Source organism: Burkholderia sp. HI4860, assembly GCF_002223045.2.
Lineage (GTDB): Bacteria > Pseudomonadota > Gammaproteobacteria > Burkholderiales > Burkholderiaceae > Burkholderia.
This window is the reverse complement of sequence record NZ_NKFO02000001.1, coordinates 1407777-1421397: the sequence shown is the minus strand read 5'-3', so window position 1 is coordinate 1421397 and position 13621 is coordinate 1407777. Positions and strand designations below refer to the sequence as shown.

Below are 13621 nucleotides of genomic sequence, written 5' to 3'. Positions count from 1 at the left end.
TGTCGTTTGCTTGAATGCGGGATCGTTTATTGAAGCCGCGCGCCGCGATCCCGGCGGCGTCGCGGACCATGGGTTCGGTCAGCGCCCCGGCAACCGGCGCTCGTAGCTCGGCGCGTGGCCGAACTGCGCACGGTAGGCCTTGCTGAAATGGCACGGCGAATGAAAGCCGCAGACCGTCGTCACGCGTGCGATCGACGCGTCGGTCGTGCGCAGCAGGTCGCGTGCGCGCTTCAGGCGCAGCGTCAGGTAATAGTGGGTCGGCGACACGTTCAGGTACACCTTGAACATGCGCTGCAGGTGCCGCTGCGACAGCCTCACGAGCCGCGCGAGTTCCTCGAGCGACAGCGGCTCCTCGATGTTCGCCTCCATCAGCCGCACGACCTCGATCAGCTCCGCGCGCGAGAAGCCGACGCGCGCATCGACCGGAATCGGCTGCGTGTCGGTCGAGCTGCGGATGCGCTCCAGGATGAACTGTTCGGATACCTGCGCGGCCAGTTGCTGGCCGAAGCGCATCCCGACGAGGTTCAGCATCAGGTCGAGCGGCGCGGTGCCGCCGGTGCAGGTCAGCCGGTCGCGATCGACGACGAACAGTTCGTCGGCGAAACCCACTTGCGGAAACTCGGCATGCAGCGCGGACAGGTTCTCCCAGTGGACGGTGCAGCGATAGCCGTCGAGCAGCCCGCTCGACATCAGCGCATACGCGCCCGTGCAGATGCCGCCGAGCGGCAGGCCACGTTCGGCGAGCGCCGCGAGCGTATCGCGGGCGCCTTCGTCGACCACGTCGCGGATGCGGATGCCGCCGCACACGATCATCACGTCGGGCAGGTTCGTGTAGTCGAGCGCCTGCATGGGCCGTACCGCGATGCCGTTGCTGGCGTGCACCGGACTGCCGTCGAGCGAATAGATCGACCACTGGTAGTGATCGGCGCGCCCGACGTAGTTCGCCATCCGAAGCACTTCGACGGCGCTCGAGAACGCGATCATCGAAAAGTTCGGCAGCGTCAGGAAGCCGAAATGGGCGAGCGATGAAACCGGTGAAACGCAGGCTGCGGGCGCGACAGCGACGGCGGACGTCACATCGGTCTCCTGTCGAGGAGGTTGCAGGGGGCCAGCCCCGCGGCCGAAACCGCGGAGGCCATCATCTATGTTCAGGATGAGCGGCCGGAGGGTTCCGGCCGCCGGAGGTCAAGCCTGCGCGGGCGAGGCCTTCACGCGAAACAGCTGCTTGAGACCCGAGAACAGCGGCGCCTTCACGGTGCCCGGCGCACGGCCGAAGCTTTCGGTGATGCGGTCGAGAATGATCGCGAGCAGCACGACCGACAGACCGCTTTCGAAACCGAGGCCGATGTCGAGGCGCTGGATACTGGCGAGCACGTCGTTGCCCAGGCCGCCCGCACCCACCATCGACGCGATGATCACCATCGACAGCGCCATCATGATCGTCTGGTTCACGCCCTGCATGATCGACGGCAGCGCATTCGGGAACTGCACCTTGTACAGCAGCTGCCACGGCGTGCAGCCGAAGGCCTGGCCGGCTTCGACGATCTCGCGGTTCACGTGGCGGATCCCGAGGCTCGTCAGGCGCACCGCCGGCGGCATCGCGAAGATCACCGTCGACAGGATCCCCGGCACGCGGCCGAGACCGAACAGCATCGCGGCCGGAATCAGATAGACGAAGGCCGGCATCGTCTGCATCAGGTCGAGGATCGGGCGCACGATCGCGGCGACCCACTTGCTCTTCGCGGCCCAGATGCCGAGCGGGATGCCGAGCACGAGGCTGATGATCGTCGACGACAGCGTGAGGCCGAGCGTGATGACCGTCTGGTCCCAGAAGCCCGTCGCGAAGATCAGCAGCAGCGACAGCGTCGTGAACAGCGCGAAGCGCCAGCCCACCCGCCACAGCCCGACGCCGATGAAGATGGCCATCATCAGCCACATCGGGATCGCCTGCAGGCCGTGCTCGACGAATGCCGCGAGCCCTTCGATCGCCTGGCCGATCGTGTCGAACGTCTTGGCGTCGTGGTCGAGCAGGTAGTGAACGGACTGGTCGACCCAGGTACCGAGCGGAATCATTTCAGACATGGGAACCTCGCGAACGCGTGATGGCCTTCAGGATGAGCGCACGATCGACCGAGCCGCAGTAGCAGCCGTCGTCGTCGACGACCGGCAGTGCGTTCGGGCTCGCGACCACACGCGCGACGACATGTTCGAGCGACGCGTCGCGCCGGATGGATTCGATCGGGCTCACGAACGGCGTCGCCTGACCGATCGCATCGCGCGTGACGAAGCCGCGGATCTTGCGTTGCGCATCGAGCACGAACGCATAGTCGGCACTGCCGTTCAGCGTTGCCGCGACGTTCGCGGCATCGCACTTCGACACGATCGGCACGGCGCCCGTCTGCATCAGGTCGCCGGCGGTCAGATAGCGGCTGGTGTCGATGCCGTCGAAGAACGCGCGCACGTAATCGTCGGCCGGGTTCGCGATGATGTCCTGCGGCGTGCCGACCTGCACGAGCCGGCCACCTTCCATGATCGCGATGCGGTTGCCGATGCGCAGCGCTTCTTCCAGATCGTGCGACACGAACATGATCGTGCGGCGTTGTTCCTTCTGCAGTTGCAGCAGCACATCCTGCATTTCCCGGCGCTTGAGCGGATCGAGCGCGGAGAACGCCTCGTCCATGATCATCAGCGACGGGTTCACGGCCAACGCGCGGGCGAGGCCGACGCGCTGCTGCATGCCGCCCGACAGCTCGGACGGCAGCTTGTGCGAGAACGGGGCGAGGCCGACCTGCTCGAGCACTTCCATCGCGCGGCGCTCGCGCTCCTTCTTGCCCATGCCCCCGACTTCGAGTCCGAACGCGGCATTCGACACGACGGTGCGGTGCGGCATCAGCGCGAACGACTGGAACACCATGCTCATGTCCTTGCGGCGCAGCGCGGTCAGCGCCGAGCGGCGCGCCGACGCGACGTCGAGCCCGTCGATCATCACCTTGCCGGCGCTGGGATCGACCAGCCGGTTCACGAGGCGGATCAGCGTGGACTTGCCGGAGCCGGACAGGCCCATCAGCACGAAAATTTCGCCTTCCTGCACATCGAAGGAGACGTTGTGCACGCCGACGACCTGGCCGGTGCGCTTGAGCACCTCGTCCTTCGTCGCGCCGGCGGCGAGCATGTCGAGCGCCTGCTGCGGGTTGCTTCCAAACACCTTGCACAGACCTTCGACCACGACCTTGGGGGCATCCATCGAAACCTTCTCCTCGTGTAGCGGGGACTCGCGCTTGTCTTAGCGTGCCTACATAGTTGCCAGAAAAAACCCCGACCTGCCGACGAATTACGACAAACGCTTGCGCAAATACGACACGGCTGCCAGCCCCGCCGGGCGGGCCGCGGCACGCGGCGGCACCCGATTGCGGCGGCGCAATACGCGCACGGCCAGCAACGGCGGGCATCGCGCGTCGGACTTGTGCGCAGCAGCGCAGCACGGATCGCATCGCGCGTTGCGCCAATTCGCATCGGGCACGCGTCGCTTTACGACAATTTCACGTCCGATCATGCGTCGATCTGCTCAGACGAAAGCGCATCGTCTGCCCCAATAAAAAGCATGACCGTGCAAAAAAGCCGCGCGGCGACACCGGACGGTGCGCGCCGCGATACCGCGCCAACCCGGAAAATCCCCGACAGCCGCTGTGATACATTCCCCGCCAATACGCTGATCGCGACGCAGGCCGCCACGCGGCCACCGTGGTCAGCAGCGCATGCCGGTTCGCCTGCCGGCCATGCCGACACCGCCTCGACGGGCAAACATCCGATCGCAGGCCGATAACGATACGAGAGAGGGAGCAAGGCGAGATGAACTGGGCTTTTACCGCAATCGGCTTCATCGTGGGCGGGATTGCCGCATTGATCGGGGATTTCTCCGCCATCACCGGCGCAGTGCTCGGCGCCGCGATCGGATTCTGCCTCGACAACACGCTGCAACAGCGCAAACGCAAGAACAACGGCACGGCCCCCGGCGCGTCAGCGATGCAGGCACCGCCCGCCCAGCCGCCGGTGCCACTGGCCGAGCGCGTCGCGCGCCTCGAGGCGACCGTCGAGACGCTGACGCGCGAAGTCGCATCACTGCGCGGCCAGCTGGCCGGCGCGAAGGCCGGCTCGGCCGCGACTGACGCGACCGCGTACACGTCCACGGGGGCCGCCTCTGCCTCTGCCTCGGCAGCCCCATCCGCATCCTTCCCGCCTTCGGCCGCCCTGCCACCGCGCGTGCCTGCCCAGCCGGCCGCCGCACGCGCGGACGCACCGGCGTCCGCCTCGGCACCGGCTCCCAGCCCCGTGCGCGCCGCCACGCCGGCACCGACACCGGCCGCCGCGATCCGCGCGAGCGCAACACCTGCCGCCCCGGCGCCCGCACCGTCGGCGCCCCCCGCGCCGCCCAAACCGCGCGAACCCGACCTCGTCGAGCGTGCATTGCGCGCCGCGCGCGACTGGCTGCTCGGCGGCAACACGGTCGTGCGCGTCGGGATCATCGTGCTGTTCTTCGGCGTCGCGTTCCTGCTCAAGTACGCGGCCGACAACAACATGCTGCCGATCGAATTCCGCCTCGCCGGCACCGCGCTGGCCGCGGCCGCGCTGCTCGCGATCGGCTGGCGCATGCGCGCGCGTCGTGCGGCGTACGGGCTCGTGCTGCAGGGCGGCGGCGTCGGCATCCTGTACCTGACGATCTTCGCCGCGACCAAGCTTTACGCGTTGCTGGCCGTCGGCGCCGCGTTCCCGCTGATGGTGGCCGTGTGCGCGCTGAGCGCGTTCCTCGCGGTGCGGCAGAACGCGCTGCCGCTCGCGTTCATGGGCACCGCGGGCGGCTTTCTCGCGCCGGTGCTGCTGTCGACCGGCCAGGGCAACCATGTCGCGCTGTTCAGCTACTACGCGCTGCTGAACGCGGGCATCTTCGCGATCGCCTGGTTCAAGGCCTGGCGTCCGCTGAACCTGCTCGGCTTCGTCTTCACGTTCACGATCGGCTCGGCATGGGGCGTGACGGCCTACCGCCCCGCGCTGTTCGCGAGCACCGAGCCGTTCCTCATCCTGTTCTTCCTGATGTACGTCGGCATCGCGCTGCTGTACGCGGTGAAGCGCGAGCTCGCGCTGCGGCACTACGTGGACGGCACGCTCGTGTTCGGCACGCCGATCGTCGCGACCGCGCTGCAGGCGTCGCTCGTGAAGGACATGCCGTTCGGGCTCGCGTGGAGCGCCGTCGCGCTGTCGGCGTTCTACGTCGTGGTCGCCGCGTGGCTCGCGCGGCGCCGCGACCGCCTCGCGCTGCTGTTCGAATCCACGCTCGCGCTCGCGGTGATCTTCGCGACGCTGGCCGTGCCGCTCGCGTTCTCCGGTCCGACGACCAGCGCCGCGTGGGCGATCGAAGGCGCGGCCGTCGTCTGGCTCGGCGTGCGCGAGAAGCGCATGCTGCGGTTCGGTTTCGGGCTGCTGATGCAGGTTGCCGCGGCCGGCGCGTTCTTCACGAGCCTGCTCGGGCCGGCCGACGCCACCGCGCTGCCGGTGCTCAACAGCCCCTACATCGCGATGCTGCTGATCGCGCTCGCGGGCCTGTTCACCGGCTGGTGGCTGCACGGGCGCAGCGAAGCGCGCGCGTGGCATGCGTGGATGCCCGAGATCGGCGCCGCGGCCGCCGCATGGGGGCTGCTGTGGTGGGTGAGCGGCGGCCTGCACGAGATCCTCGTCTACGCGAGCCGTCACGTCGACCTGCATGCCGACCGCTTCGTCGTCGATACGACCGCACTGTTCGCGGCCGGCACCGCGTGGCTCGCGCACGTAGCGCGCCGCCGGCTGGCGTGGCCGCTCGCCGAATGGCCGGCGCTCGCGCTGACGCCGGTGCTGGCGCTGCTCGCGCTGCGTGCGTTCGATGCGCACGAAGCGCCGCTGTCGGGGATGGGCGCATTTGCGTGGCCCCTCGCCGTCGGCGCAGGCCTTGCGCTGCTGTGGCGTCAGTCGCGCGGCACGGCAGGCGTCGATGCCGCACCCGGCTCGGCGCGCGGCGTCGCGCCATCCCTCTCCGCAGGCATCATCGCACCGCTGCATACGCTGATGTTCTGGACCGTGTGCGGGCTGCTGTCGCTCGAAGGCTTCTGGCGCCTGCGTGCGTACGTGCCCGAAGGCGCGTGGAGCTGGAGCGCGTGGGCCTATGGCCTCGGTGCGCTGCTCCTGCTGGTGTCCGGCCCCGGCTCGCGGCTGCGCTGGCCCGTCGCGGCGTTTCCGCGCGCGTACCAGGTGTGGGGCGCGGCGCCGCTCGCGGCATTGCTGTGGCTGTGGAGCATCGCCAGCGTGATCAGCGACGGCAACGCGGCGCCGCTCTTCTGGCTGCCGCTGCTCAACCCGCTCGACATCGCGCAGTTCCTCGTGTTCGTGGCGTTCGCCGTGTGGCTGCGCCGCCTGCGGACGCTCGGTATCGCGTGGCATCCGCGCGTCGTCGACTACGCGGCCATCGCGACCGTGTTCCTGTGGTTCAACGCACTGATGCTGCGCACGCTGCATCAGCGCTTCCACCTGGCCTACGACATCGACACCGTGCTGTCGTCGTTCGGCATCCAGCAGGTGTTCGTGGTCGGCTGGAGCCTGTTCGCGTTCGCCGGGATGTGGCTGACGCGTCGCGACGGCATCGCTCGCATGTGCGCGCTCGCGTCGCTGCCGCTGATCGTCGTGATGTGGGTGTGGACCTTCTACGCGAACTTCACGCAGGACGGCGGAAGCTGGGCGCGCGTGCCGCTCTTCAACCCGCTCGACCTCGTGCTCGCGGTGGTCTATGCGCTCGCCGCGTCGTGGTTCGTGCGCGCCCGCAAGCTCGGCTGGTCGTTCGGCAAGTATCGCGTCGAGCTGCTGAGCGCGGCCGGCGCGACCGCGTTCCTGTGGCTGAACGCGATCCTCCTGCGCACGTTGCATCACTGGGCCGGCGTGCCGTACGAACTCGGCGCGATGGCGGAATCGACACTGGTGCAGGCGTCGGTGTCCGTGTACTGGACGCTCTGCGCGCTCGCCATCACGATCTGGGCCACGCGCCGCGGGCTGCGTCCGCTGTGGTTCGTCGGCGCCGCGCTGCTCGCGCTCACGGTCGTCAAGCTGTTCCTGTTCGACCTGTCGCACGTGTCCGGCATCGAGCGCATCGTGTCGTTCATCGGCATCGGCGTGCTGCTGCTGTTGATCGGGTATTTCTCGCCGCTACCGCCGAAGGCCGCCGCGCAACAGGACGACCACGCATGAAGCGACTCGCCGCCCTGCTCGGACTGAGCGTGCTCGCATCGTTCGCGGCGGCCGACGGGCGCGTCGCGCAGCGCTTCTCGCTCGACCTCGACGGCGCCGCCGCGTATTACCAGCTCACCGTGCCGCAGCCCGTCTATGCGGCAAGCCGGCGCGACGACCTCGGTGACGTGCGCATCTTCAACGGCGCAGGCGAGCCGGTGCCGTATTCGCTCGATGCCCCCGCGGCGGCCGCGCCCGCCGTCCCGCCGAAGCGCACACCCGTGCACTGGTTTGCACTGCCGCCCGCCCGCGCCGACAAGGGCAACGCGCCGCTCGGCGTGACGGTCGGCCCCGACGGCGCGCTGCGCGCGGGCGTCGCCGCACCGGTGCGCGCGGAGCACGGCGCGGATCTCGTCGACCTGTCGCATGCGGACGGCGAAATCGACGCGCTGCTCGTGCACGTGCGCGACGACAGCTACCAGGGGCGTGTCGCCGTCGAGGCCAGCGACGACCTGCGCAGCTGGCGGTCGCTCGGCAGCACGCAACTGCTGAAAGTGGGCCACGGCGACGCGATGCTGGTGCAGGAACGCATCGCACTCGAAGGCGCGGCGCCGCGCTACCTGCGGCTCGACTGGCTCGACGGTGCGCCCGCGATCGCGTCGATCGACGTCGAGACGCACCCGCGCGATGCACGCGGGACCGACACCGCATCGGTGCCGCGTCAATGGCGCGACGCCGTGCGCGTGCGGACCGGCGGCACGCCTGGCGAGTATCTGTTCGACACCGACGGCGCGTATCCGGTCGACCGCGTGCGCATCGACCTGCCGCAGCCGAACACGGTCGCGCGCGCGACGCTGCAGAGCCGCGCCGACGCGCAGGCGCCGTGGCGCGACGTCGCGGGCGCCGTGCTGTTCCGGTTGCAGGGCAAGGCCGGCGAACAGCGCAATCCGCCGCTCGAATTCGCGGCGAATACGGATCGCGCGTGGCGGATCGTCGTCGACATGCGCAACGGCGGATTCGGCGGCGGCCAGCCGGCCGTCGCGATCGGCTGGCATCCGGCCGCGCTGACGTTCGTCGCGCGCGGCACGCCGCCGTTTACGCTCGGCGTCGGCGACGCGTCGCTCGTGTCGTCGGCCGTGAGCCGCGACGCGTTGCTGGTGGGCATGGCGCCCGAAGTGCGGCCCGCGCGGGTCGGCGCGGCGCTGCCGGTGTCGGCGGTCGCGCCGGCGCCGGCCGCCGATCCCGACGCACCGCGCCGCTACGTGCTGTGGGGCGCGCTGGTCATCGCGGTCGGCGTGCTCGGCACGATTGCGTGGCGCCTCGCGAGAGGCGGCGGCGACACGAACGGCCGCAACGGTTGACGCCGCGCAGCCATGCGCACCACCCGTCCACCCGTCTTTACGCGCCGTTTATCTCGCGCGCCGGTTTCTTTTGACGGTCGCAATGCATAACTGCGTACAGTCGTCGCATCGGAACCACGATGCGACGACATGCAGGAAACCTATCCATCGTATGACCGGCCGGCGCCGCGCACGCGCGTGCGCCCGGCCCTGCGGCTGAAGCGGCTTTTGCTGCTCTTCCCGATCGTGCTGCCGCTGTCGATCGCATGGCCCGCGCATGCCGACGACACGCCCGCAGCGCCGATCAGCGCCGCCAGCACGCCCGAACCCTCGCTTCCCCCGACGCTCGACACGATCGTCACCGCGCTGCGCAACCGCTTTCACGTCGCATACGCCGACGCGCGCACGATCGCGCGCGCGGTGCAGACCGAATCGGATCGCTATGGGCTCGCACCGGCGCTGCTGCTCGCGATCATCGCGGTCGAGTCGGGCTTCGATCGCCACGCGGTCAGTGTCGCCGGCGCGCGCGGGTTGATGCAGGTGATGCCCACCGCCCATCGCGATCTCGTCGCGCATGTGAAGGATCTCTCCGATCCGGCCACCAACGTGCGGATCGGCGCGGCGATCTTCCGCGGCTATCTCGACGATGCGGACGGCGACGTCGAAACCGCGCTCGTGCGCTACAACGGCGGCACGAAGCGCTATGCGCAGCGGGTCGCGCTGCGCGTGCAGCAATTCGATGCGCAGCTGCGCCGTTCGAACGGCGCGGCGAGCGACGCGCTGCGGACGGCCGCGAACCCCTGAGCGCGGCGCTACCGCGCACCGTCGAGCCGGTAGCCGGCGCCCGTCTCCGTGACGATGTACGCGGGCCGCCGCGGGTCGCATTCCAGCTTGCGCCGCAGATGGCCGACATACACGCGCAGGTCGTGCGCATCCTTGCCGTGCGCCGCGCCCCACACCTCGCTCAGCAAGTGGTCGTGCGTCAGTAGCCGGCCCGCGTGATGCGCGAGTGCGGCCAGCAGCCGGAATTCGATCGGGCTCAGATGCACGCGCGCCCCGCCGCGCAGCACCTGGCGATCGCCGAGATCGACGGTCACGTCGCCGAAGCGCACGCACACCGCATCGATGCGCCCGCCGCCCGCTTGCCGCCGCAGGTGCGCACGCATCCGCGCGATCAGCTCGGCGGCGCCGAACGGCTTGGTCACGTAATCGTCCGCGCCCGCATCGAGCGCGGCCACCTTGTCGCGTTCCGCGCTCAGCGCCGACAGCACGATCAGCGGTGCGGCCGAGCACGCGCGCAGTGCACGGATCAGGTCGGTGCCGCCGAGATCGCGCAGGTTCGTGTCCGCGACGATCAGGTCGGGACGTCGTGCGCCGACGGCCGCGACGCCCGCCGCACCGGTCGCGGCCTCGAAGACATGCATGTGTTCGGCCTTCAGCGCGACACGGACGAAACGCCGGATGAACCTGTCTTCGTCGACGATCACGATGACGATGCCCGGTTCGCTCATCCGGCAGCGCCTTCGTCCGTTGCGTGATGCGCGCCCACGCTCAGGCCCATCCGCATGCCACCAGCACCATGTCGATCAGCTTGATGAACGGGAACGGCAACAGTACGCCGCCGAGGCCATACAGCAGCAGGTTCCGGCGCAGCAGCGGCGCGGCGCCGAGCGGGCGATAGCGCACGCCCTTCAGCGCAAGCGGGATCAGCGCGACGATGATCAGCGCGTTGAAGATCACCGCCGACAGGATCGCCGACGCGGGCGACGCGAGGTGCATCACGTCGAACACGCGCAGTTGCGGATACGTCGTCGCGAACGCGGCCGGGATGATCGCGAAATACTTCGCGACGTCGTTCGCGATCGAGAACGTCGTCAGCGAACCGCGCGTCATCAGCATCTGCTTGCCGATCTCGACGATCTCGATCAGCTTCGTCGGGTTCGAGTCGAGGTCGACCATGTTGCCTGCTTCCTTCGCCGCCTGCGTGCCGGTGTTCATCGCCACGGCGACGTCGGCCTGCGCGAGCGCCGGCGCGTCGTTGGTACCGTCGCCCGTCATTGCAACCAGACGGCCCGCCGCCTGATGCTCGCGGATCGTCGCAAGCTTGGTTTCCGGCGTCGCTTCCGCGAGGAAATCGTCGACGCCCGCTTCCGCCGCGATCGCCGCGGCCGTCAGCCGGTTGTCGCCCGTCACCATCACGGTCTTGATGCCCATCTTGCGCAGTTCGGCGAAGCGCTCCTTGATGCCGCCCTTAACGATGTCCTTCAGCTCGATCACGCCGAGCACGCGGACAAGGCCGTCGACGCGCTCCGCCACCGCGAGCGGCGTGCTGCCGCGACGCGCGATGTCGGTCACGACCGCGTCGACTTCGCGCGTGACATGACCGCCGTGGGACTCGACGTAATGCTTGATCGCGTCCGCCGCGCCTTTGCGGATCTCGCGCCCCGGCGCCCCGGAGGACGTCCCCGTGGGGAACAGGTCGACGCCGCTCATCCGTGTCTGCGCGCTGAACGACAGGAACACCGGATGCAGCGCCTGCATGTCGCGCTCGCGCAGGTTGAAACGCTGCTTCGCGAGCACGACGATGCTGCGGCCTTCCGGCGTTTCGTCGGCGAGCGACGACAGTTGCGCGGCATCGGCCAGCGCTTCCTCGGTCACGAACGGCGCGGGTACGAACGCCGACGCCTGGCGGTTGCCGAGCGTGATCGTGCCGGTCTTGTCGAGCAGCAGCACGTCGACGTCGCCGGCGGCTTCCACCGCGCGGCCCGACGTTGCGATCACGTTGGCCTGCATCATCCGGCTCATCCCGGCCACGCCGATCGCGGACAACAGGCCGCCGATCGTCGTCGGGATCAGGCACACGAGCAGCGCCACCAGCGCGGTGATCGTCACGACATGGCCGGCCTTCATCGCTTCGACCGCGAACGTCGAGAACGGCAGCAACGTGGCGGTGGCGAGCAGCATCACGATCGTCAACGCGACGAGCAGGATCGTCAGCGCGATCTCGTTCGGCGTCTTCTTGCGCTTCGCGCCTTCGACCATCGCGATCATCCGGTCGAGGAACGCCTCGCCCGGATTGACGGCCACGCGCACGACGATCCAGTCGGACAGCACGCGCGTGCCGCCCGTCACCGACGAGAAGTCGCCGCCCGCCTCGCGGATCACCGGCGCGGATTCGCCCGTAATCGCCGATTCGTCGACCGACGCGACGCCTTCGATCACGTCGCCGTCGGCCGGGATCGTGTCGCCGGTTTCGACGAGCACGACGTCGCCCTTGCGCAGGTCGGTCGACGCCATCACTTCGACGACCGACTTCGCACGCGGCGCCGCGAGCTTTTTCGCGACCACGTTGTGTTTCGCACTGCGCAGCGACGCGGCCTGCGCTTTCGAGCGTCCTTCGGCAAGCGCTTCGGCGAAGTTCGCGAACAGCACGGTGAACCACAGCCACAGCGCGATCGCGACGATGAAGCCGGCGGGGGCTTCGGCCTGGCCGAACAGCGCGGCGATCCACAGGATCGTCGTCAGGATGCTGCCGACGTACACGCAGAACATCACCGGGTTGCGGAACTGCGTGCGCGGCGTGAGTTTGCGGAACGAATCGGCGATCGCCGGGCGCACGAGCGCGGGGTCGAACATCGAGCGTACGGCCGTGCGCGGATGGCCCGGCTGCGCGGGGCGCGGGCCTGTCATGGGCGAGAGAGACATGGCGGTTTCCTTTTGCCGGCGCGCCCGCGCATCGGCAGCCGGCATCGGTCAGGCGAGCCGGCTACCGACGCGGGTTGTCGCGTACGGCTTCCGTTTCCACGCAACCATCTTATGAAGGTTCGCGTGAAGATCGCGGCAAAGGATCGCGTCAGGGTATAAAAAGCGCGTAAACGTCCGTTTCGCCGCGGCGCGGCGGGGGTGTCTCGAGGGCCGTACACGAGCGGGAGCGCCACACTCCGCTCATCCGACGCTTACGCGGCAAAGCAGGAAATCGAACCGGGGCGCGGCGTTCAGCCGAACGTGTAGCGCCCGTGCTGACGCGGGCGCCACGGCGACGAGCGACAACTCGCGGCACCGGCCGCGCGTCGTGCCGCCCAGCCTGCGCCACGGCGCACGTGCTGGCCGCGCCGGGCCACGGCAACCATGCGCGACGGCAACGCATACGCAAGACGCCGCACGGCCGCCACGCGCGCGGCCATGCGCGACGCCGGCGACACGCGGCGCGCGAGGTGCGCGACGGGCCGCTTGCAGAGGATCGCGCTGTCGTAGCGCTTGCCGTCGAAGCGCATCACGTCGACGACCTCGAAACCCTGTGCGCCGTAGAACGCAAGCAGGTGCGAAGCGGGATGCGGCGTATCGAGTGCGAGCAGCGTATAGCCGCGCAGCGCGGCCCACTGTTCGGCGAACGACAGCAGCAACGCGCCGATCCCGTGGCTCTGGCAATCGGGGTCCACCGCCACCTGTCGCACGCTCGCGACGCCTTCTCGCCGGTACAGCGAGCACGCCGACGAAGGATCGGTCGCATACAGCGTGGCCGTGCCGATCACGCGCCCGCCGCACACGGCGACGTAGCACTCGCCCGCTTCCGCGCGGCGGCGCGTGACATCCTCGCTCTGGTCGACGCACGTGCAGTTGAGTCCCATCGCGCCGAGCCGCGCGAACGCGCGATGCAGCATCGGCGTGAGTTGGGCATAACTGTCGAAGGCCGGATCGAAACGCCGCACGATCACCCGATCGGCGCACACGGAAGGCGGCGCGGCGGGGGTGTGTTCGGCGATCGCGTTCCAGGGTATCGACATTGCCTTGCTCCGTGGTTGGGATGCCCGAAGTCTATGAGCGCGCCAGCCGCCCTCGCAAGAAAAAATGTCGTAAAAGTTTGGGGAAATGCGTGCGGGAGAGAGGGTTGCGACAGTGCGCGCCGTGGCTCTGCGCGCGTCGTTGCGAACGCATGACGGAACGCCGATCGTTGTTTGCGCAAGCAATGCATCCCGTGGCCGGATCACGCGTTGGCATGTGCCGTTGACACATGCAGCGACGCCTTCCAGACTCGCGGG

Annotated in this window: 8 protein-coding genes and 1 pseudogene; 3 read left to right on the top strand and 6 right to left on the bottom strand. The window is 69.1% G+C overall.

Annotated elements, in window-relative coordinates:
* Positions 1–78: 78 nt before the first annotated feature.
* The 3 genes and pseudogenes from CFB34_RS06335 to CFB34_RS06325 form a co-directional block, all read right to left on the bottom strand.
* Positions 79–1077: a GlxA family transcriptional regulator gene (locus tag CFB34_RS06335; protein WP_089441686.1), complete on the bottom strand. Its 999-nt coding sequence runs from the start codon at positions 1075–1077 to the stop codon at positions 79–81.
* Positions 1078–1185: 108 nt separating this feature from the next.
* Positions 1186–2082 carry a choline ABC transporter permease subunit gene (gene choW, locus CFB34_RS06330; RefSeq protein WP_089441685.1) on the bottom strand — a complete coding sequence of 299 codons (897 nt, stop codon included), beginning with the start codon at positions 2080–2082 and terminating at the stop codon, positions 1186–1188.
* Positions 2075–3366 (bottom strand): annotated as a pseudogene (locus CFB34_RS06325) (glycine betaine/L-proline ABC transporter ATP-binding protein); the annotation flags it as partial. The gene choW and the pseudogene CFB34_RS06325, both read right to left, overlap by 8 nt.
* A 483-nt stretch (positions 3367–3849) precedes the next feature.
* Between CFB34_RS06325 and CFB34_RS06320 the strand changes: the two are divergent.
* The 3 genes from CFB34_RS06320 (at position 3850) to CFB34_RS06310 (ending at position 9386) form a co-directional block, all read left to right on the top strand.
* Positions 3850–7263 carry a DUF2339 domain-containing protein gene (locus CFB34_RS06320; protein WP_089441683.1) on the top strand — a complete coding sequence of 1138 codons (3414 nt, stop codon included), beginning with the start codon at positions 3850–3852 and terminating at the stop codon, positions 7261–7263.
* A complete protein-coding gene (locus CFB34_RS06315) occupies positions 7260–8603 on the top strand; it encodes a DUF3999 domain-containing protein (RefSeq protein ID WP_089441682.1) in 1344 nt (447 codons plus the stop codon). Before CFB34_RS06320 ends, CFB34_RS06315 begins: the two co-directional genes overlap by 4 nt.
* A 129-nt stretch (positions 8604–8732) precedes the next feature.
* Entirely contained in the window at positions 8733–9386 is a 654-nt protein-coding gene (locus CFB34_RS06310) for a lytic transglycosylase domain-containing protein (protein ID WP_089441681.1), read from the top strand.
* Positions 9387–9394: 8 nt separating this feature from the next.
* Here the strand turns inward: CFB34_RS06310 and CFB34_RS06305 are convergent, their stop codons facing one another.
* The 3 genes from CFB34_RS06305 to CFB34_RS06295 form a co-directional block, all read right to left on the bottom strand.
* Positions 9395–10093, bottom strand: coding sequence for a response regulator (locus tag CFB34_RS06305; RefSeq protein ID WP_089441680.1), 699 nt, complete (start codon positions 10091–10093; stop codon positions 9395–9397).
* Positions 10094–10133: 40 nt separating this feature from the next.
* On the bottom strand, positions 10134–12218 hold the full coding sequence (gene kdpB / locus CFB34_RS06300; protein ID WP_089441794.1) for a potassium-transporting ATPase subunit KdpB: 2085 nt from the start codon (positions 12216–12218) through the stop codon (positions 10134–10136).
* 359 nt (positions 12219–12577) lie between these two features.
* Positions 12578–13366, bottom strand: coding sequence for a GNAT family N-acetyltransferase (locus CFB34_RS06295; protein ID WP_089441679.1), 789 nt, complete (start codon positions 13364–13366; stop codon positions 12578–12580).
* Positions 13367–13621: the final 255 nt, after the last annotated feature.